This window comes from Halomonas sp. OfavH-34-E (assembly GCF_024124525.1).
GTDB classification, from domain to species: Bacteria; Pseudomonadota; Gammaproteobacteria; order Pseudomonadales; family Halomonadaceae; genus Halomonas; species Halomonas litopenaei.
The window spans coordinates 1-23521 of sequence record NZ_JAMXRY010000066.1 but is presented as its reverse complement, the minus strand read 5'-3'; the positions used below and the strand labels follow the sequence as shown (position 1 = coordinate 23521).

General features: G+C 64.8%; 5 protein-coding genes. All 5 read left to right on the top strand.

Going from position 1 to position 23521, the window contains the following annotated elements:
- The first annotated feature begins 147 nt into the window (after window positions 1–147).
- From NH448_RS20915 to NH448_RS20895, 5 genes are read left to right on the top strand one after another with little or no spacing between them, the layout of a single operon-like run.
- On the top strand, window positions 148–16203 hold the full coding sequence (locus NH448_RS20915) for a hypothetical protein (protein ID WP_253029380.1): 16056 nt from the start codon (window positions 148–150) through the stop codon (window positions 16201–16203).
- Between the two features lie 43 nt (window positions 16204–16246).
- A complete protein-coding gene (locus tag NH448_RS20910; protein ID WP_253029379.1) occupies window positions 16247–18133 on the top strand; it encodes an efflux RND transporter periplasmic adaptor subunit in 1887 nt (628 codons plus the stop codon).
- A gap of 3 nt (window positions 18134–18136) precedes the next feature.
- Window positions 18137–20299 carry a peptidase M50 gene (locus NH448_RS20905; RefSeq protein ID WP_253029378.1) on the top strand — a complete coding sequence of 721 codons (2163 nt, stop codon included), beginning with the start codon at window positions 18137–18139 and terminating at the stop codon, window positions 20297–20299.
- A 4-nt stretch (window positions 20300–20303) separates the two neighbouring features.
- On the top strand, window positions 20304–22253 hold the full coding sequence (locus NH448_RS20900) for a DEAD/DEAH box helicase (RefSeq protein WP_253029377.1): 1950 nt from the start codon (window positions 20304–20306) through the stop codon (window positions 22251–22253).
- Window positions 22254–22270: 17 nt separating this feature from the next.
- Window positions 22271–23197 carry an efflux RND transporter periplasmic adaptor subunit gene (locus NH448_RS20895; RefSeq protein ID WP_253029376.1) on the top strand — a complete coding sequence of 309 codons (927 nt, stop codon included), beginning with the start codon at window positions 22271–22273 and terminating at the stop codon, window positions 23195–23197.
- Window positions 23198–23521: the final 324 nt, after the last annotated feature.

The following is a 23521-nucleotide window of genomic DNA, read 5'->3' as shown; positions in this document are numbered from 1 at the left end:
GGCGCCGGCGCCGCCACCCACGTCACCCAGCATGCCACCACCGAAGCGCTGATCGGCGCCGCCGAACTGCTGCTGGTGAAGGCTGCCGGCAACAGCGGCCTGCTGACCGTACACGCCGATCAGAGCTTCGACGTCGACGCCCGCATCATGAGTGTCTCCGGGGGCGTGTTCGCCGGAAGCGGTGCCGAGTCGCGCTACTGGATTACCGCCAATACCCTGGCCGAGGTCGGTGACAAGGCGCTGGTCAAGGCTGCGGCGATCGACGTATTCAGCGATACCCGGCTGGACAAGCAGCGTCTGGCAGGCACCGACGATGGCAATATCCGTGGGGTGGCCGGTGGTGCGGTGGCCGGCGCCGGCGCCTCCAGCGTCGCCCGTCTCGATCTGAATACCCGAGTGGTGGTCGGTGCGGGTGCGTACCTGCACACCAGTGACGGTGATCTGCGCCTGGCGGCGAAGAACCAGGTGGTGTTCAAGGAGAAGGTCAACCTGACCGCCGGCGGCCTGGCCTCCGGCGCCGGTATCACGGTGGACATCCTGACCACCAATCTGGCCGCCAGCGTCGAGATCAAGAGCAACGCCGAGCTGGTCAGCCAGGGCGAACTGCTGATGTCGGCCCGTGGCGGCGGCGACCTGGCGGCGACCCTGCTGATGGATACCTATGGCGCGGCCACCGTCGGGGTGGGCAGCGCCAAGGTGGTGGTGACTCCGGACAACAGGGTCACCGTGCGCGGTGGTGCCAAGGTGTCCGCGCTTGGCAATATCGATATCGTGGCCGGTGGCAGTGCCCAGGGCGAGCGTGATCGCTACGCGGTCAGCGCGGTGCTCGACAGCTTCGCCGGCAGCATCATTCCGATCGATGACCTCAACGCCCTGGCCAAGATGGACCAGACCAACCGCATCGAGGTGGCAAGCGGGGCCGAGGTCATCGGTGCGCGGGATATCCTGCTTTTTACCGAGCGCTTTGGCTTCAGCGACATGGAGGCGCGGGCCAAGGGCGTCAACTGGCTGTCGGCGGTGGGCAGCGCCATCGACGCCGCCCTCGGCAGCGGCGGCGCTCAACTGGTGGACGGCGATGTCGAGACCGACGCCGACGCCGACGTGATTATCGACGGCCGGGTGGAAACCGGCCTGGGGCGCCACAAGACGCTGGTGCTCGGGGTGATCGACGTAACGCAGGAACAGCAAGACATCGCGGATCTCAATTCGCGCATCAATGCCCTCGCAGAAGCGCTCAACAGCACCAGCCTGACCCCCGCCGAGCGCACCCAGAAAGAAGCCGAAATGGCAGCCCTCGAGGACCAGCTAGCGGCCAAGGTGGCCAATAGTGGCAACTATATCGTGGCCGAATCCGGCCATGACGATATTGGTTTCGCGGTGAGCGTCACTCCGGGTCAGAGCGGACTGGTCGACGAACTTCAACGCATTCGCGAGGCATACAACGTCTATCGCAACTCCGGCAATACCCGGCTGGTCGACTTCTACCAGGGCGAGATCGCGCGCCTCGAGCAGGCCCTGGTCGATGAAGGCTATGGCGAGAAGGTCAACGGCCAGCTGATCGTCAGTCGGGTGGACGAATTGACCATCACCCTGGATGACGTCTGGGCCCAGGCGGGGGCGGTCTACGTCTACGCCGACGACTTGAGCGGTGACGGCGTTGTCGAGGCGCCCACCGACGCCAGCATCACCATCCTCAACAAGGCGCCCTCGCGCATGGTACTGGGCGATATCGAGATTCCCCAGGTTACCGGGGGGCTCTACCTGAACCTGACCCAGGTGGCTTCCAGCGCCGAGATCGACGCCATCAACGCGAGCGTGAGCGCCGGCTTGAAGGTGGAGGGAGACCCTGGCGCTCAGAATGGCCAGCCGCGCATCACCGTGGTCAACAGCTACGGTGTTGCCTTCAGCGAGGACGACGCCAACCAGAAGAAGATCCGCGACGTGCTGATGGGGGCGCTTGGCTACAGCGACGCGGAGTCGCTCTACGACCGACGAATCTTTGACACCGCTCCGCCCTCGAGCCTGGTGTTCGGTGGGCTGACCCGCAATATTTCCGGTGAGCTGATCGGCTACGCCAAGGGATCCATCTCGGTGGAAAACGAGATGCGCGCTGAAAGCATCCTGTTGAGCTCGCCGGGCGAACTGACGATCAAGGGGCTGTCACAGTTCAACCCCGGGGGTAATGCGGATGCTGCCGCGGTGCGAGCCGATGGCGACGATGGCGCAGGGGCGCTGGACGCTGATGCGCTATCCGCGATCGCCAACAGCGCTAGCGCGAGCCCACAAGTGGAGGCGCGCAGCATCGTCATCGATGCCGAATACGTCAACCTCAACGGCTATATTCGTGCCGGCGTCGACGGCTACGACCTGACCATCGGCGCCGCCGATGCCCAGCGTATCGCCGACCACATCCGCAGCGGCTCCAGCGGTAACCTGACGCTGTCGGCGTCCTCCGGCGACGCCCTGGTGATCTTCAATGGCCATACTCGCCAGATAGAGGTCACCGGCCTTGCCATCAGCGGCGGCAAGCTGGATATCACCGGTCACATCGCCAATACCGGCAACGGCAAGCTTGAGGTGCTGGGGGGCTATGGTGCGATCAATATCACCAACAACACTTCCTACACCCTGGCGGTGGGGGATCTCGACGTCAGCCGTCATGGCGAGGGCTATCTACGGATCGCCGACAAGTACAAGGGTTCCAGTACCAATCCCCTGGTGACCGAGTATCGCTACGACTTCGCCGATCCTGGCAAGACCTACAGCTATACGCCGGACAGTGATGTGCGCTACGGCTTCAGCGTGGTCCAGGACAGCTCCAAGCGACGTTATGCTCAGACCGCCTCCAGCGCCTGGGCGGGAATCGACGCCTTTGCCGCCGACCCGGATACCCTGAACTGGGGCGAATCCGAGATATCGCCTGGGCGCCTGCAGGATTCGCTGTCCTACTTCTATACCAGCAGCGAGTCCGGCTATCAGTACAACAAGAGCGAGGTCAATGCCAGCGAGTGGACCGATCCGCAGCTCGTCGACAAGTGGTCGACCAGCACCTGGTATGGCAAGAAGACCCACTACGCCAAGTTCGTCCAGGAACAGTCGAGTCAGATCCTGCACACCCACTCGGTGGCCGCCAACAAGTCGGTGGATATCAGCTTCTTCGGCCAGGCTACGGGTTCGATCAATATCGATTCGGTGGGCGACGTGGTGGTGCTCGGGGATCTGGCCAACTACAACGGCGAGACACGCATCGACAGCGATGGCCAGATTCTTCACTACAATGACCCGACCCGTGATGTGCGGGTCTCCGGCGCCAGCGTGGTATTGCGCGCAGCGGACGGTATCGGTGATGGTTCGGCGTTGAAGCTCCTGTCCATCGAGGGCGCTGGCGGCGCTGCGGCGATGACCATGACGGTGGACGCCGTGACCGAGCGTGGTCCGCTGAATCTGGCGCACGAAAACGCTGACCTGATCGTGCTGCGCGCCCACAGCGGCTGGGGCGACGTCAGCCTGTCTGCCGAAGGCTCACTCAAGGCGGGCAGTGCCCTTGGCGGTGTCCACGTCAAGGGCAACAACCTGAGTCTGGCGGCCGACGATGCGATCGGCTCCTTGGCCGCCCCCCTGACCCTGGCCCAGCACGCCGATGGCCGTCTCAATGCCGTGGCCGGTGGCGATATTGCCATCGATCAGCTCAGCGGGGACCTGGGGATCGAACGGGTCGAAAGCCGCCTGGGCGACGTCTGGGTGCGTGCCGCGGGGAATCTGCTCGACCGCAATGACGCCGCCACGGTCGATGAACGTACGGTCGAGCAATTGCGTGACGGCGTCTGGTCACAGCTCAATCTGGTCGGCAGCGCCGCCGAGCAGAAGATTCAGGACGCCCAGGACGACCTGGCAACCCGCAAGACCCAGGAGTACAACACCTACTGGAACTACCGCCAGGCAACCTCCGACGACTGGATCGGCGGCTTGGCCGATGGCACCAGCTACAGTGTGCTCAGCGTCGACAGCGGGGCCATCCTGCTCGGTCTTGTGCGTCAGATCAGCGATGGTAGCGGCGGCACCCTGGAAGTACGTGACGAGCTGCGCCTCAGCGCGCCGGACATCGCCGCCGGTGATGCCCGCGTCGAGCATCGTTTCTATCGGGCCGATGGCAGCTACTTCACCATCGACAGTCTGACCGACCTCAGCGCAGAAGGGTTGATCCTGGCCTCCGGGGCTGGCGTGGCCCAGGGCAACACCTTGACCTACCGGCGTGTGGCGTTCTACGCCAGCGATCAGGTGATCAGGCTGTCCCAGGCGGAGCGTGACGCCTATCGTCAGCGTTTCGCCGACCAGGGTCTCGACGACGCCCAGATCGAGGCTCGCCTCACGGGCATCGAGTCCGATCGCACCGATATCTACCACGAGCTGTATGACGTCTACGGCAGTGCGACCGAGTACCAGGACGCAAGCTTCAAGGTCACCCTTAGCGCGGCAGAGAAGGAGCAGGTGCGCGGCAGCATCAAGGTGTGGACCGAGCAGGAGCTGCTGTCGCTGATCGGCGCGGGCCTGTTGCAGGAAACCACCGATACTCGCACCGAGATTCAGGAACCCAACGTGATTGCCGGGGGCGATATCACCCTGATCGCCGGCGACAGTGTCGGTGTGGCCCGCGGACGCGAGCTGCTCGACATGTCAGGTGGGCTGACCGGGCTCTCCGACGAGCAGCGGGTACTGCTGTCCGCCGCCGAACGGGCCGATGTCACCTACCTCAAGCAGGCGCCACAGAGCGCCGTGGTGGACTTCCTTGATATCCAGCGCGACCAGGGCGTGACCACGGTCAAGCTGGTGCGCACCGACGGGCAGAGCTGGGATACCAGCGTGTTCAAGGTGGGCGAGGCCGTCGATCTTGCCGGCAAGTCGCTCAATGTGACCGAGAATGGACGTTACTACACCGTGACCGCGATAAGCGGCGGCACGCTGGAGCTGTCCACCGCGCTGGAGGTGGTCGGCGAGCTTGGTGCCCAGGTGGAGCTGGCAACGGTGTTGCTGGACCCCCAGACCCAGGTCAGTAGCGGTGAGCAGTTGATTCGCTACATCTCGATCAACCTGATCGATGACTTCGCCATCGAAAACGCAGGCGATACCTTTATCACCGCCGCCAACTCGGCCTACGTGGTGTCGGAGACCGATATTCGCCTGGCCAAGCTGGTGGCCGGACAGGACGCCAGGGTCAAGGTGTCCGGATCGATCCTGGCGGCCACGTCCTCCGGTGCCGACCTGGTCATACGCACCTCGGATCTGGTGCTGGAAGCGGCCAGCGGGCAGATCGGTTCCGGCGCCAGTGCACCGCTCAAGCTGGCCCTGACCGATGCCGCCACCCTGACCGCACGCGCTCAGGGCGATATCTCGCTGCACGAGATCGAGGGGGATCTGGCGATCTCGACCCTGTTCACCGAGCGCGGCGACCTGTGGCTGAAGGCCGCGGGCAGCATCATCGACGGGCTGAACCATGACCTGCTCAAGGTGTTGGCCAACAATGTCACCTTGATCGCCGGCGACAGCGTGGGCCAGGCGACCAACGCCATCGAGCTGGCCACGCGCGGCGATGGTGTCGTCACCGTCGATGCCGGCGAAGACGTCTACCTGGCGGCGGTGGATGGCAATCTCAGGGTCGGCCATATCAAGGGGGGGGAGCGGGTCGAACTCAGCGCGCTCAACTCCATCATCGCGACCCATGCCGATGAATTCCGCGGCGACATCGAGGCGAAAACGCTGCAGCTCGAGACCGGCTTCGGCGGAGTCGGCGCCGCCGATCGCCTGCTGGCGCTGGTCACCGATGACACCGCGGGGCGCGTCGATATCGATAGCGCCGATTCCGTGTTCGTGCGTGAGGTGAAGGGTGATCTGCGGCTGGGAACCGTGCAGGCGGGGCCGGCGGGCTCCACCGATGCACTGGCGTTCGTGTTCTCGCAGGGCGCCATCTACAGCGCCCTGGGTGCCAACGAGACGTTCAACCTGTTGACCGCCGGGGTACGTCTGATCGCGGTCAAGGACGTGGGTACCAAGAGCAAGGTGCTGACCTCCCGTATCGGTACCCTGGAAGGCCAGTCCCGCGACGGCAAGGTCTACCTCAACAACACCGGACATCTGACCATCCATGGTCTGGGACTGACGGCCACCGGCGATATCGAGATAACCGCCAACAGTCCGATCACGGTGACCGAGGATATCGTTTCGGCTGATGGCGATATCGTGCTGACGGCCAGGGAAAACACCTCTGACGCCAATGACAACGAAGACTACCTGCACATCGAGGCAGGGGTGACGCTGGATGCCGGTCGCGACATCCTGATGACCGCGGGCGACGATCTGCTATTCAAGGCCAACGACATCATCGTGAAGGCCGCGCGCCATGTGGTGATGAAGGTCGACACGCCAGATGAAGACCAGCCCGCCTTCCGGGACACGCCGGAGGCCAAGGTCGAATTGCGTGGTGACTGGACAGTGGCCGGTGATATCACTCTGGAAGGAGGTGACAAGCGCCAGACGGTACTGATCGCGGCGGGTGCAAGCCTGAAAGCCGACAGCATGAGTGTGGCGCTGGGCGCCGGCAATGATGCGCTGACCCAGCAGGGTAGCCTGGACATCGCCCAGCAACTCAACATTGCCGGCGGCGATGGTGACAATAGCGTCACTATCGAGGGTAGTGTCGAGGCGGCGAGCCTGAGAATCGACGGCAACGCAGGCGTCGACACCGTTACCTTCAACGGCACCCATCAGGTCGGCTCGCTGAGTCTGTCGCTGGGCGCCGGCGATAACGTCCTGAGCGTAAGCGACACACTCACCGTCACCAATGCCTTCGATGTCGAAACCACTGGTGGCGACGACCGCATCACCTTCGACGCCAGCATCCAGGCCGGCTCGCTCTCCATCGCCATGGGCGAGGGTGCCAACACCCTGGGCGTGACCGAAGACCTCACCGTCACCGGCCTGGGCAGTGTCACCGCCGGCGCTGGTGTGGACACCGTCACCTTTAACGGCACCCACCAGGCAGGCTCGCTGAGCCTGGCGCTGGGCGCCGGCGATAACGTGCTGTCCGTCAACAACTCACTGGGCGTGACCGACGCCTTTGATGTCGAAACCACGGGTGGTGATGACCGCATCACCTTCGATGGCAGCATCCAGGCAGGTTCTCTCTCCATCGCCATGGGCGATGGCGCCAACACCCTGGACGTGACTCGAGACCTTACCGTCGACGGCCTGGCCGAAGTCACCGCCGGCTCCGGCGTCGACACCGTTACCTTTAACGGCACCCATCAGGCGGGCTCGCTGAGCCTGGCGCTGGGCGCCGGGAATAACGTGCTGAGCGTCAAAGACAGCCTGACGGTAACCAACTCCTTTGATGTGACGACCGGAGAGGGCGATGACTCCCTGACCTTCGACGCCAGCATCCAGGCCGGTTCGCTCTCCATCGCCATGGGCGAGGGCGCCAATACCCTGGACGTGACTCGAGACCTTACCGTCGATGGTCTGGCCGAAGTCACCGCCGGATCGGGTGTGGACAGCGTCACCTTTAACGGCACCCATCAGGCGGACTCGCTGAGCCTGGCGCTGGGCGCCGGGAATAACGTGCTGTCCGTCAACAACTCACTGGGCGTGACCAACGCCTTCGATGTCACGACCAGAGAGGGCGATGACCGCATCACCTTTGACGCCAGCATCCAGGCCGGCTCGCTCTCCATCGCCATGGGCGATGGCGCCAACACCCTGGACGTGACTCGAGACCTTACCGTCACCGCAGCGGCGAGTGTCATCGCCGGATCGGGTGTGGACAGCGTCACCTTTAACGGCACCCATCAGGCCGCCTCGCTGAGTCTGTCGCTGGGCGCCGGGAATAACGTGCTGAGCGTCAAAGACAGCCTGACGGTAACCAACGCCTTTGGTGTGACGACCGAAGAAGGCGATGACCGCTTCACCTTCGACGCCAGCATCCAGGCCGGCTCGCTCTCCCTCGCCATGGGCGAGGGCGCCAACACCCTGGACGTGACCCAAGACCTGACCGTCGATGGTCTGGCCAGTGTCACCGCCGGCTCCGGTGTCGACACCGTCACCTTCAACGGCAGCCATCAGGCGGACTCGCTGAACCTGTCGCTGGGCGCCGGCGATAACGTGCTGAGCGTCAACAACTCACTTGGCGTGACCAACGCCTTCGATGTCGAAACCACGGGTGGCGATGACCGCATCACCTTTGACGCCAGCATCCAGGCCGGCTCGCTCTCCATCGCCATGGGCGAGGGTGCCAACACCCTGGGCGTGACCGAGGACCTCACCGTTACCGCAGCGGCCAGTGTCATCGCTGGCACCGGCGTCGACACCGTTACCTTTAACGGCACCCATCAGGCGGGCTCGCTGAGTCTGTCGCTGGGAGCCGGCGATAACGTGCTGAGCGTCAAAGACAGCCTGACGGTAACCAACGCCTTTGATGTCACGACCGAAGAGGGCGATGACTCCCTGACCTTCGACGCCAGCGTCCAGGCCGGCTCGCTCTCCATCGCCATGGGCGAGGGCGCCAACACCCTGGGCGTGACTCGAGACCTCACCGTCACCGCAGCGGCCAGTGTCACCGCCGGCTCCGGCGTCGACACCGTCACCTTCAACGGCACCCATCAGGTCGGCTCGCTGAGCCTGGCGCTGGGCGCCGGGAATAACGTGCTGAGCGTCAAAAACAGCCTGACGGTAACCGACGCCTTTGGTGTGACGACCGAAGAAGGCGATGACCGCTTCACCTTCGACGCCAGCATCCAGGCCGGCTCGCTCTCCCTCGCCATGGGCGAGGGTGCCAACACCCTGGACGTGACCCAAGACCTTACCGTCACCGCAGCGGCCAGTGTCACCGCCGGCTCCGGCGTCGACACCGTCACCTTCAACGGCACCCATCAGGCCGGCTCGCTGAGTCTGTCGCTGGGCGCCGGCGATAACGTGCTGTCCGTTAAAGACAGCCTGACGGTGACCAACGCCTTTGGTGTGACAACCGAAGAAGGCGATGACCGCATCACCTTCGACGCCAGTATCCAGGCCGGCTCGCTCTCCCTCGCCATGGGCGAGGGTGCCAACGCCCTGGACGTGACAGAAGACTTGACGGTCACCGCAGCGGCCAGTGTCACCGCCGGATCGGGTGTGGACACCGTCACCTTCAACGGCACCCATCAGGCGGGCTCGCTGAGTCTGGCGCTAGGCGCCGGGAATAACGTGCTGTCCGTCAACAACTCACTGGGCGTGACCAACGCCTTTGATGTGACGACCAGAGAGGGCGATGACCGCATCACCTTCGACGCCAGCATCCAGGCCGGCTCGCTCTCCCTCGCCATGGGCGAGGGCGCCAATACCCTGGGCGTGACCGAAGGCCTGACCGTCACCACCGCGGCCAAGGTCACCTCTGGTGCCGGTACCGATACTGTTACCTTCAATGGCGATCACCGGGCCGACACCTTGTCGGTAGACAGCGGGGATGGCGACGATCTGGTGTCCTTCCTGGGTCAATGGCAGTTTGCCGACAGCCTGACGGTGGTGACTCGTGCGGGAGACGATCGTCTGCTCTTCGATGGCCGGCATCGCGCAGGGTCAATCGCCGTCGATCTGGGCGACGACAACGATATTCTGCATGTGCACGGCGATATCGCGGTGACCGACGACATGGGCTTCCGGGGTGGCAGCGGCAACGACGACATGTTGATCCATGCCGATACCCTGGTGGGCGCCATGCTGGTGGCCGGCGACGGCGGCAAGGATCGTCTGACCGTGGTGGAGCTCAATGATCGCCAGGCGCTGTTGACCCTGGATGGTGGTTCCGGCAGCGACGAGCACCGGATTGTCACGCGCCAGGCGGATCAGGGCGACTACCGCATTCGCGTTCTCGACAGCGGTGCCAGCAATGCCGGAGCGGACTCCCTGTTCATCGAAGGTCGTGGCTACGACAACTATGACGGCAGTATGGTCCGGGCCCAGACGACGGCGTCTACCACGGGCGATCTGTTCCTGGTCCGCGACAACTTCGTTGCGCGCCTGGCCGAGGCTGGCAGCGCCGTGGAGCGTATCGATGTGGGGGCCAGCATCAACGCCCGGGTGACCATCAATGGCCACGACGGCGCCGACCGCTTCGTGGTCGATGGCTCATCGACCGTGATGACGCTGGACGGAGGTCGCGGCGACGATCGCTTCGAGATTGGCCAGCAGTACGGCGAGCATCCGAACCCTGTAGGCACGGCCAGCGCGGGCGTCTACGCCTCGGGCGTCGTCGTGGGCGATGATATCGCGGTGACCCAGGCCGGCGACGGCTTTGTCAGTCGAGGCAACGGCCAGGCAATGAGCGTGCTGGGGGGCCAGGGCAACGATCAGTATCAGGTCTACGCCACCCAGGCGCCTCTGGCACTTGATGGCGAAGACGGCTACGACAGTCTGAGTGCCTTCGGCAGCAGCGCCGAGGACAACTTCGTGATCACCGCGGGTGCCGTGTTTGGCGCTGGGCTCAATCTGTCCCATGACGATCTCGAGCGTGTGCGCGTCGAGGCCGGAGCGGGAGACGATCGGATTCAGGTGCTGAGCACCCGCGAAAGCGTACTGACTGAGGTCATCGGTGGTCTCGGCAGTGACCAGATCCAGGTGGCGGGGGACGTCAGCGGCGAGGTGAAGGCGATTGACGCCAGGGGTGCCAGCAGCCTGGTGGGCCATGGCACGGTGTCCGCTGACGAGGCCTACGCAAATCTTCTGGCCGAGGCGCTGACGGTGCAGGTGGCTAGCCCCGAGCACGGTGCCATCCTGGTCGAGCAGCCCGGTGGGGCGACGCGGGTGGTGGAAGGCGGCGACGCTGCCGCTTACTGGCTGTCGACGAACCTGCCGATCTCCGGTATCGCCGAGGGCAGCAGGGTGACGCTGACACTGTCGGCCAGCATGGCGTCGACTCAGGACCGTCACGCGGCGGGCGCGGCGTCGGCCGAGACGCTGCTTCTGTCACTCGACGCTTTGGGCGAGTTTTCCCAGGCGATCACCGTGGACTTCGTGTTCACCGGGGGCAGCTGGTCACCGCGCCAGCAGATATTCGTCAAGGCGCCGACCGATGGTCTGGTCGAAGGGACTCGACAGGTGGCGATCAGCTATCTGGCCCAGGTCGAGACGCCCTCGTCGTCTCCGTTGCCCCAGGCGTTGGCCTCGCTGCTGGATCAGCCCATCGCCGATACCGAGATCACGGTATTCGATGCGACGCGCGGAGATGTGGTGGTGTCCACGGCCCAGGATCGACTCCAGGTGATCGAAGGCGAGGGTGCGTCGGCTCAGTCCGGCAGCCTCGAAGTGCGCCTGTCGGTGGCGCCCCAGGCCGGTGAGGTGATCACGGTCAGCGTGGATCTGTCGGCCTTCGGCGGTCGTCTGGTGGCAAAGCACGGCGCCACCCTGAGCTTCGATGCCTCCAACTGGGACAAGCCCCAGACGCTTGTGCTGGAGGCGCTCGGCAACACCGACATCGAAGACCGGATCGACGCCCAGCTGGGCTTCGATATCTCCAGCAATCTGGGGCAGGCCAGCTCGTTTGCCGAGCGAGCCTCGAGCAAGGTCGACGTCAGCGTCCACGACGATGACAGCGCTGGGCTGGTGGTGGAGCAGTCGGATGGCGGTACCCGAGTCTCTACCCTGGGCGGCAGCGACAGCTACACCCTGAGGCTGACCAAGGCGCCGAGCGCTGAGGTCAGGGTCCATCTCAACAGCGATGGCCAGACCGAGTTCCCCCTGGGTGGGCGCATCGTGCTGGATACCCTGTTCGACGGTGAGCGCAGCGTGACGGTGCTGGCCGCGCAGGGAGCCGGGGCGATTCTGGTCCTGGAAGGTGGCGACTGGGCATCGCTGGGGGCCCAGACCGGGCGCTACCTGAGCCTGGAAGATGGCTCGGGATCGAGCATTGCCGGGCGTCTGCGGATCAACCACATCGATGCCCAGGGAAGGCTGCACCTGATGTCCGACGATACCCTGGGAAGCTGGGTCGGTGACAGCCTGACGCTGACCTCCGTCACCACACCTGCGGTGGTGTTCGACGCCAGCAACTGGGCCGACAAGGTGGCCGTCGAGGTGGTGGCGGAGACCCGATATCGGGCTCCGGTCGAGGCGGGCATGCAGTTTGTCACCGAACGGCGTCTGTCCGACATTCAGGGACCGCTGATCGTCGAAGGGGGCACTGTCGCCGATACGCCGGTGCCGTCTGTGCCGCTGATGCTACCTTCTGAAGGTGTCAGCGCGCTGGCCGCCGAGACCTCCGGCACCGCGCATGAGGATAGCGACAACCTGGTGCTGCACGTGGATGCCAGCGTGGCCGACCTGTCTGGTGTCATTGGTGCCGAGCGGGTCAGCGGGCTCGGCATGAGTGAAGGTGTGCTGTCCCAGGACAATGGTGTGGGCGGTACCATCGATACCGAGCGAGGGGTTCATTTCCACGGTGTCGAGGTCTTCGAGGCGCTGATGGGGGCAGGCGATGATCAGCTTGCCATCGATGCCGATCCGGTGGCCTTCGACGGCGACTGGCAGGCACAGACGGTGGCGGGTGTTTCCCAGCTGAATCGTAGTGCCGGCAGCTGGTACGCAGATGGCTTCCGCGCTGGTGACAGCGTACTGGTCGGCGAACAGCGTCTGTTGATTCGCGACATCACCAGCGCCGGGGCGCTGGTGCTCGACGGAGTGGTGAGTGCCAGCAGTGGCCGTGTCATTCGTGAAATGCCGCTTAGTGTGGTTCACGGTGGCGGCGGTGATGACCACATCCGGGTGAGCGGTGGCTATCAGTGGCAGATGCCGCTGGTGGTGTTCGGCGATACCTCTCGCAGTGGCGAGCGCTACAGCGCCGTCGGCGGCCGGCCGACGCTGCTGGCTCAGCCGTTCCTGGAGGCCGGTGATAATCTGCTGGACGCCAGTCAGGCCATCGGTGGCGTGGTGCTGGTGGGTGGCGCCGGCGCGGATACGCTGATTGGCGGCCTCGGTGATGACCAGCTGTTTGGTGGATCCGGCGATGACCGTCTGAGTGATGAAAAGGGCGGTAACAACCATCTGTACGGCGATGGTGGCATCGACGTGGATGTTTCCCGACGCCTCAGCCAGGCCGATACGGTGATGACGGTGCATGCCAGCGCCGCAGCGATTGCCCATCCGACCGGAGATAGCCTCACAGCCGGTGATGACGTGCTGAGTACTGGAGGAGGCAACGACATCCTGCTGGGGGACCACGGCGTGATCCAGCTGGAGGCTCGCCCCGGAGAGGCGGGCCTGCGACTGCTCGATAGTCAGCGGGTGATCGCGGTGGAAGGCGTCGACATGGCGTCGGGCGGCGATGACAGCTTGAGCGTCAGCGGCGGCGACAACCTGTTGATCGGTGGCAGTGGCAACGACGTCCTGAGCGGAGGCGGCGCTTCCGACTGGCTGATCGGTGACAACGCCAAGGTTACCTTGAAGGTGGTGAACGATCTGTCCAGTGGTGCCACGCTGGTGCTCAAGGACAGTATCCACGACGGAGGCGACCGACTGTTCGGCGGCGAGGGCAATGACTTGCTGCTGGGGGGTGGCGGGTCTGACGTGCTTTACGGTGGCAGCTCGACCAGCGGCGGTCGCAGCGGTGATGACCTGCTGGTGGGCGACTACGCCCGGCTGGACGTGGTGGGCACCCAGGTGCGTGAACTGGTCACGCTGCCAAGCGCCAATGGGGCAGCGGATCGTCTTGACGGTGGTGATGGTCGCAACGTCCTGATCGGCGGAGAAGGCAGTGACAGCCTCAGCACCGGTGGCAATGACAGCGTGGCTGTCGCCTCGCCTGTGCGCAGTGCCAGCGTGGCGATCGGTGACCATGGTCTGCTTGAGTGGAACGCCGCGGGTGTCCTGGTCAGTGCGACTTCCCGCCTGGCGTCCGATACTGCCGCCAGCGAGACGGAGGCTATGCTGAATACCCGCGGCGGGGACGACAGCATTCGCTTGAGCGGTGGCCACTCCGTGGTCATCGGTGGGGTGGGCAGTGACCTGATCGAGATCGTCAAGGCCGGCGACGGGGCGCGCCATGTGGTGCTGGCCGATCGCGGCACCCTGAGCTGGACCGACGTCGGCGTGCTGGTCAACGGCGATAGTCTGACGCCCAACGTCGGCGGCGCCGATCGTGTGGCTGTCGAGTCGGGTTCGGTCACCGCTCTGGGTGGCGCCGGTGCGGACACCATCGAGATCAGCGCAGCATCGGTCGACGCCCGTCACCTGCTGTTTGGCGATAACGGTTCTCTGCGCCAGAGTGCCAGCGGAGTGTTGTTGAGCGCCGCCTCCAGTGCGACTGCCATCGGCGGTGACGACACCCTCGAGGTGAATGCCGGTTCGGTCACGGCCATCGGCGGCGCTGGCGATGATCGGCTTTCGATCACCACCGCCTCGGCCACCAGTCGTCACCAGTTGATCGGTGACAATGGGCGACTCCAGTGGGACGACACCTCGGTGTTGAGGACGATGACCAGTACCGCATCGGCGGTGGCGGGACAGGATCGCATCGGCGTCAATGCCGGTCGCAATGAGATCGTCGGTGGTGCGGGCAGCGATGTCATCATTACGGGTGATCAGACCAGCACGGTGCTTGCCGACCTCGGTCGCCTGGAGTGGAACGCAGCGGGACATCTGGTGAGCGCGCGTTCGCTGGCGCACGGCCACGGCGCGGCGGATAGCGTCAGTGTCGGCAGCGGTGGCAACCTGGTGATCGGCGCCGAAGGCGACGATGTCATCACCTCCGCCGCTGGTGCTGACAAGGTAGCGGGTGATCACGCCGAGGTACTGTTCGACGCCAATGGCGTGGTGACGTCCTTTGCGTCCCTTCATTTCGCCATCGGCGGGGTAGATATCATCACTACCGGCAAAGGTGATGACTGGATCATCGGCGGGTTTGGTGGTGAACGCATCAGTGCCCTTGGCGGCGACAACGTGGTCATTGGGGACAATGGGTCGATCACCGCACAAGATGGTGTTCGCCAGGAGGTGAAGAGCCTCGATCGGCGCCAGGGCACCGGTGGGGATGACGTCATCCTGCTGGGAGTGGGCCGGGATCAGGCGATTGGCGGTGTCGGCGCCGATACCCTTGTCAACGCCGGCGGCGAGACCGTGGCCATCGCCGATGACGGCCGCATTCTCAGTGATACCACCGGCCGTTACCGCCTGGCGGAAACCGGCAATATTGCCCTGCGCAGCGACAATCACCTGATTGGCGGCATCGATCGCGATGTGCTGCTGGGTGGTGGTGGCCAGGACACGCTCGAGGGCGGCGCCGGTAACGATATTCTGATGGGCGATTTCGCTCGGGTGACTCGCGTGCCAGGGCTGATCACTATCGAGACCATCGATAACTTCGAAGGTAGCGACGACGTCATCCTGACCGGACTGGGCCACGATGTGGCGATGGGCGGTGCCGGCTTCGACGGCTTCGGTGGTGACTACGGCTTCGACATCCTGATCGGCGAATATGGCCGAGTACGGTTGAGTGTGGCCTCTGCCGGTTCGACGAACGTGCCGGAGGTCGAGCGTGTCACCTCCATCGTGACCCTGGCTCAGGGCAAGCTGGATCTGGTGCGCGGTGCGCAGCAGAACCTCTACCGTGAGCAGGAGCCAGGCGGCCGCCTGGCCGCCTGGAACTGGATGGATCGCACCGCGTTCGCCCTGGGCGAGGCGATGGTCTCGAACAACCGTCCGGCAGCGGTGGCTCCGAGTCAGGGACCCGAGGATCTACGTGGTGTTGTCGCTGGTTGGGCGGCCCACCATGACAGTCGCGGTGGCATGATCAGCGGCTTGCCGCTGTTCGCCGCTCCCCCGGCTGCCGGCAGCGTGCCAACTGCGCCAGACGCTGCGGAGGGTAGTGAGTCGCTCGAGGCGGCACCGTCGGTCGATGACGCAACTCTGGAACAGTCGCCACAGGCGGCAGGCTCACCGGCGTCGACTGAGGTATCGCCCAAGGTGTCGAGCGAGGCAGATGCGTCCGACCCTGCCGAACAGCAAGATGCCATGGGCAGTTCGGCACTGGGTGGCCTGGCAGCGGCGCTGGCCGGCGCTGGCTGGGGTGTCGCCCGAGCCATGACGTCGTCCACCGACCACACCGACAGACTCAAGACGCTTCGACGTGAACAGGCCGCCGAGCAATGGCGTCGGCTGCGCAAGGATGACGATGAGGAGACGTCTTGATTGACACCTTGATGAGGGGCCTGAACGGGCCAGCGGGAGCGGTATGCTGCTAGACGAGGCAAGGGGCGACGTTGAAGCGTCCATGCGTGAACGGATGCAGCACTGGCTGGCCCGGCACTGTGAGCGCAGCGGCGCTGTCGATGAGGTGCGGCTGGTCGAGGGATTGATGGCGTGGCGTGGGCGATCCGGCATCGAGCCAGTGGCGCTGTGGCCGGGCCTCAGCGAGGGCGAGGGCGCCGGCGAGGCACTGTTGGCGCTGGCAAGTGAGGTCGCCGAGGTGGCCAGTGGCATGGTCAGCCAACTGAATGAGGCGCACCTGGGCATCGGCTATCCGGTGAGCATGGATGGCGAGGTGGCAGGCGCGGTAGCGCTGAGCCTGGCGATTCCGCCAGGCCTGCGCGACACCTCCGACGACGGTGTGGCGCGGGCACGTCAGTCCCTGGTGCCACTGATGCAGCGACTCGAGGAAGGTGTCGCTGCGCTGGAACGGGACCTGATGAGTGAGCGGCAAGAAGACATGCTGCGACACCAGGCGGTACTCGGGGACCGCCTGTCCCTGCTGGCCGGCGTGCTGTCGGAGGCTACCTTCGCCGCAGCCTCGGCACAGCTGGTGACCCGTCTGGCCGAGCAGTTCGGTGCCGAACGCGTAAGCCTCGGCTGGCGCCGCGGTGCCAGTTGTCGCGTGTTGCAGATTTCCCACAGCGCCCAGTTCAATCGCAAGATGAATCGAGTGAAGGCCACGGCGGCGGCGATGGATGAGGCGCTCGACCAGTTGGCCAGCGTGGCTTGTCCTCCCGTGGAAGGTGCGGCAGGGCGGCACGATGGCGGTGTCCAGCTGGCCCATCAGGAGCTGGTCGCCCTCGGCGGTGTTCCTTCGGTGGTCAGCGTACCCTGCCTCGACGATGGGGTGGCGCGTGGCGCCGTGACCCTGGAACGCGATCGACCCTTTACCCTCGACGAGATCGAGGCGCTGGAGAGTCTGCTGGCGCTATGCACCCGTGCGCTGGAGGAGAAAAGGCGCAACGACCGGCCGCTGGTGGTCAAGGCGCTGGCATCTGCTGGCGAGCAACTGGGGCGCCTGCTTGGACCGGGACATCTCGGGCTCAAGCTGGTAGTGCTGGCGCTGGTGGCTCTGCTGGTCGCCTCCACCCTGATCACCACGGTGGACGAGGTGGCGGCGGAGGTGACCGTCGAAAGTCGTGTGCAGCGGGTGATCTCGGCGCCGTTCCGGGGGTATCTCGAGGCAACCAGCGTGCGAGCCGGTGATCGTGTCGAGCGCGGGCAGGTGCTGGCGAGCATGGAAACCCGGGAGCTACTGCTGGAACGGCTGCAATGGCAGAGCGAAATCGCCAAGCTGTCACGCCAGGAGCAGGAGTCCCGCGCGCGTGGTGATCGCGCCGGGCTCAACGTGCTGGCGGCTCAGCGAGAGCAGGCCGAGGCACGGGTTGCGCTGGTCGAGTCCAGGCTCAATCGGGCCACCCTGGTCGCGCCCTTCGATGGGGTGGTGGTCAGTGGCGACCTGACCCAGCGACTGGGCGCGGTGACCGAGCAGGGCGAGGAGCTGTTTCGCGTCTCTCCGCTGGACGGGTTTCGCCTGGACCTGGCCGTGCCCGAGGGCCGTATCGATGATCTGGCGCCGACCCAGCATGGCTCGATGGTGCTCGCCTCGATGACCGGCAAGCGTTGGCCGCTGGTGGTCGAGCGGATCACACCCCGGAGCACCAGCGGTGAAGGTCAGACCCGCTTTATCGTCGAGGCTCGCCTGGAGATGAACGCCGGCGAGGTTGACCCCCGGCAGGTGGAACGCTTGCTGCGCCCAGGGTTGTCGGGTATTGCGCGGGTCGAGGTCGGCGAAGGTCCGCTGATCGAGATCTGGACTCGCGGGCTGCGAGACTGGCTCAAGCTGACGCTGTGGCGCTGGTGGGGGTGAATCATGACCACTGCACTGTTCAGCCAGCACTGGCACCGAGTCGCCGATCTACGCCTGCGCCTGCGCCGGCATGCGCGTTTGTCACGCCACGAGTATCGCGGCGAGCCGTGGTACGTGCTGCACGATTCCCTGACTGGACAGGTGCATCGTTTTACGCCGGAGTCCTATCAGATCATCGGGCGACTCGATGGACGACGCACCCTCGACGACATCTGGCATCAGGTCAGCCGGTCTTTGGGCGAAGCCATGCCGACACAGCAGGAACTGGTCACCCTGATCGGTCGCTTGCATCGTGCCAATCTGCTTTCGGGGCACGAAGACATCAATATCGAGGAACTGTCACGGCGTCAGACGCGGCAGCGTCGCAGCAAGTGGCTGCAGCTGATCAAGTCGCCGCTGGGCATCCGCATCCCGCTGCTGGATCCGGAGCGCTTCGTCGCCGCGAGCTACCCGCTGGTAAGGCCGCTGCTGGGCCCGCTGGGCGCGGTGCTGTGGCTGGCGACCGTGGTGCTGGCGCTGGTGGTCGCAGGCATCCACTGGACGCAGCTGAGCGACAACCTGGCCGATCGGGTGCTGGGGGTCGACAATCTGTTGCTGATGGCACTGGTCTACCCGTTGATCAAGACCCTGCACGAACTGGGGCACGCCTGGGCCACCCGCGACGCGGGCGGCGAGGTCCACGAGATCGGGGTGATGCTGCTGGTCTTTTTCCCGGTACCCTACGTCGACGCCAGCGCCGCTGCGGCCTGCCCGGACAAGGGCAAGCGTATGCTGGTCGGGGCCGCCGGGGTGCTGGTCGAACTCTGGCTGGCGGCGGCGGCCATGCTGGTGTGGGCCATGGCCGAGCCTGGCGTTGTTCGCTCGCTGGCCTTCAACGTCATGTTGATCGGCGGTGTCTCGACCCTGATGTTCAACGGCAACCCGCTGCTGCGCTTCGACGCCTACTACGTGCTGGCCGACTACCTGGAAATTCCGAATCTGTTTTCCCGCGCCAACCAGCAGCTCACCTACGTGGTCAAGCGCTACCTGCTGGGACGTCGCGATGTCAGCGGTCAGGCCGGTTCGCTCAAGGAGGCCTGGTGGCTGGTGGCCTATGCAGTGCTGTCCTTCGTCTACCGACTGATCATCATGGTGGTCATCGCCACCTTCGTCGCCACCCAGTACCTGTTCATCGGTATCCTGCTGGCGCTGTGGTCGGTGACCATGACGCTGCTGTTGCCCCTGTTCAAGCTGTTGAAGGCCATGTCTGTGGATAGCCAACTCGAAGGTTCTCGCACTCGCGCCTGGAGCTGGTTGCTCGGCGGCCTGGCGTTGCTGCTGGCGGGCCTGCTGCTGGTACCCGCGCCTCACGCCACCACCCTCAAGGGAGTGATCGATTCTGCCGAGCCCGCGCGCCTGCGGTCCGGTGTCAGCGGTGAGCTGGTCGAACTGATGGCGATACAAGGGCAGCCACTTCGCACCGGCGACCCGATTGCCCGTATCGCAGCACCGGAACTCGACGCCGAGGTGAGGCTGCTCGAGGCCAGGGCACGGGAAATTCAGCAGCAGCAGCAGGCCGACATTCGCGACCCGCAGGCGCTGTCGGTGCTGGCGGAGACTCAGCGCCTGGTCGATGGTCAGCTGGTCGATGCCAGGCGCAGAGCGGCGGCGACATTGCTGACGAGCCCCCACGATGGACGCTGGATGATGCCCGAAGGGGCGCCCCTCCTGGGTAGCCATGTTCGCCGCGGCCAGGCCCTCGGGGTGCTGGTCAAATCCGGTGACCTGCGAGTGCGGGCGCTGGTGCCGACCCACCAGGCGGAACTCGTGCGCGACGACCGGCGCAGCGTCAGCGTGCGTACCGGCGGTGATGCGAAGGCCGTCGCCTCGCACCTGCTGCGGTTGTCCCCTGGCGCCAGTCATGAGGTGCCGAGCCTGAGTCTCACCCAGAAGGGCGGAGGCGATGTTGCCCTGGACCCCACGGCGGCGTCGGGGGAAGGCGAGCCGCTGAGGGCCTTTCGTCGGCATCATCTGGCGGACTTCAGCGCCACAAGCCTGATCGAGAGCGCTGCAAGGGTGCGCCTGGGTCAAGGTGTCCAGGTGCGTATCGAGCACACACCGGAGCCGATTGGATTCCGCGTGTGGCGGCAGGTCCGGCGTTCCTTCCTGCGCCTGTTCGAGCGCTGAGTCGATGCTGACACGAGTTCCCGCAGACGTCATCAGCCGCGCCGAGCGCCCGGTGTCAGCACCTGGTGCACTGGAACGGGCCTGGCATGGGTTGAGGGCAAGCCTCGGCGGGCCCTCCTCGGTCAGACGATGGGTCTTGCGTTGCCGTCTTCCCGTCCTTCACTGGCATGCGCGGCAGCTGTCACGACTCGACGACACCGCGCTTGATGCGCAGGCTGGCCTTCTGCGCCAGGCGTTGCGCCGTCGCGGCGTGGTTGGGTGGCTATGGCCACGTGCTTTCGCCCTGGTCAGGGAAGTGGCACGACGTGAACTGGGCATGGCACACCACGACGTGCAGCTGTTGGGGGGCATGGTCCTACTGAAGGGACAGGTAGCGGAAATGCAGACCGGCGAGGGCAAGACCCTGACGGCCACTCTGCCGGCTGCTACCGCCGCCCTGGCCGGCATCCCGGTGCACATCATCACGGTCAACGACTACCTGGCGTCAAGGGACGCCGACAAGATGGGCCCCGTCTACGCCCGCCTGGGTCTCTCGGTGGCCTCGGTGGTCCACGGCATGACGCCCGCCGAAAGGCGCAGGGCCTACTCGGCGGATGTGGTCTACTGCACCAACAAGGAACTGGTATTCGACTACCTGCGGGACACCCAGGAGCTGGGCACCAGGCGTCACCCCTTGAGCGCCCACGCTGCACGACTGCAGGGGCGTCTCACCAGCCACAGGCTGCTGCTCAGAGGGCTGCACTTCGCCATCGTCGACGAGGCCGACAGCGTGCTGATGGACGAGGCGCGGACTCCCTTGATCCTGTCTGGCCCCGCCGGCGAGGGTGCACTGGATATTGCGCTTGTCGATGAGGCCATCGCCATGGCGAAGCGCTTTGTCGAGGACGAGCACTTCGTGCGGGAACAGGGGCAGCTGTTGTTGACCGACAGCGGCAAGCGTTATCTGGAATCGCAGGTCGAACGACTGTCCCGCCAGTCGATGGCCGGGCACTGGCAGGGACGTTCCCGTCAGCAGTGGTTGATCCAGCAGGCTCTGCTGGCGCAGCACCACTTTCAACGTGACGTCCACTACCTGGTACGGGATGGCAAGGTGCTGATCATTGACGAGCACACCGGCCGGGTGATGGAGGATCGGCGCTGGGAAAAGGGGTTGCAGCAGATGATCGAGCGCCGCGAAGGGTGCGAGCCCAGCGATCCCAACATTACCCTGGCGCGTCTGACCTACCAGCGTTTCTTTCGCCGCTATCGCCACCTGTCGGGTATGACCGGTACGGCCAGGGAGGTGCGGCGCGAACTCTGGACGACTTACCGTCAGAAGGTGGTGACGGTGCCTCCCCATCGGCCTGGCCGGCGTCGTCTCGGCAAGGTGATGCGTTGCGACACGAAGGCGGCCAAGTGGGAATGGATCTGCCAACGTCTTCCTTCTCTCGTCGCGCAAGGGCGTGCTGTGCTGGTGACCACCGTCAGCCTCGCTGATGCCGAAGCGCTTTCGGCGAGACTCAAGGCCAACGACATTGCACACCGAGTACTGAGCGCTCGCCAGGACGCCGACGAAGCTGCGGTCGTCGCCGCAGCCGGGGTGCCAGGGGCGGTCACCCTTGCCACCAGCATGGCAGGACGCGGGACCGATATTCCGCTTGATCCGGTGACTCGTGGTGCGGGCGGCCTGCACGTGATCCTGGCGGGCCATCACGACGCTGCGCGGATAGATCGTCAGATCATGGGGCGCTGCGCTCGCCAGGGCGATCCGGGCAGCGTCGAGTGGGTGCTGTCCGAAGAGGATGAATTGCTGACGGAACTGGATGGCTGGCAACGCCGTCTTGGAAGGCTTGCCACACGACTGCGCCGTGCGCAGCAGACCAGGGAGCGTCGCCACGCCCGGGAGCGGGCACGTTTGCTCGAAGCCGACTGGCGTGAAGATGACCAACTGGGTTTCAGCGGAAGAGGGGAGTAGCGTGGCGCGGAAGTGGCATGGCGCGAAGGTGGCATGGCGCGAAGGTGGCATGGAGCGGAAAGAGGCGCGTTCATTTCTTTCATTCGCTCTATGGTTTTTCCCACTGGCAGATCTGTATGGCCATGGTCTGCGCTGATAGCCGATCGTTGTTTAACCCTTGTCTCCGTCATGGAAAGGAAGTGCGCATGAAAGCAGCGAGATCACTGATCGTCGCCCTGGGATGCATCGCCGCGCCGGCACTGGCGCAGGACACGGATCTGCAAGAACCGGGATTTGGTGAAATAAGCTGCCTGGTGGAGCCAGGTCGCCAGGCTGCTCTGTCGAGCCAGGTGCCGGGCGTCATCGAGCGAATCGACGTACAAGCGGGCGTGCGGGTGGCGGCTGGCGATCCGCTGTTTTCGCTGATGCGGGATGTCGAATCCGCCAGTGTCGAACTGGAGCGTTCTCGCGCCGCCTATGCGTCACGACGCATGCAGCGAAACCAGCGAATGATCGAGCGCAATATGCTCAGCGAGAGCGAACGTGACGAGATCGATACCGAGCTTCGCCTGGCCCGCCTGCAGGTCAATCTCGCCAATGCACGTCTGCAACAGCTCACGACGCGGGCTCCCTTCGATGGGTGGGTGAGCGAACGCCTGGCGGAGGAGGGCGAATTCGTTGACGCCACGCCGGTGCTTGAACTGGTTCAGCTCGATCCGCTACGCATCGAGGCCGCTTTGCCGCTGGCCGCTTACGGAAGAATCGCTGCAGGAGATGTCATCGAGGTAACGTTATCGAGCCCGGTGGGGCAACGCTATTCAGCGGAGGTCATCCATGTGGACCCGGTGATCGACGCTTCGAGCGGGACCTTCGCCTTGGCCATGCGGCTTGCCAATCCAGATGAGCAGATTCCGGCAGGGATCGCCTGTGAGCTCGGCGGCATCGTGGAAGGCGGCGACGCCTAGGCCGATTCGACACGTCAGTGGATGCTCCATGACGAGCCAGATAAGCAGGGAAAGCCCCGGCGGTTTGCTGCAATTTCTTGGCGCCTTCCTCGTCGCCTTGTCGGGGATGTCATGCAGATGACGGTGGCGTGAAATTTTTTTACACGAAGTGCTTGCCAAGGCCGGCCCCGATCCGTAAAGTACGCATCCGCTGCCGACGACGAGCAAACGTCACAGGCGGTGAAGGGTGGTAAAGTGATTGTTTTGAAAAGGCTTTTTCAAGTCTTCGAAAAATTCTCCACTTGACGGGCAACGAGAAATCGGTAAAATGCTCGCCACTCGATC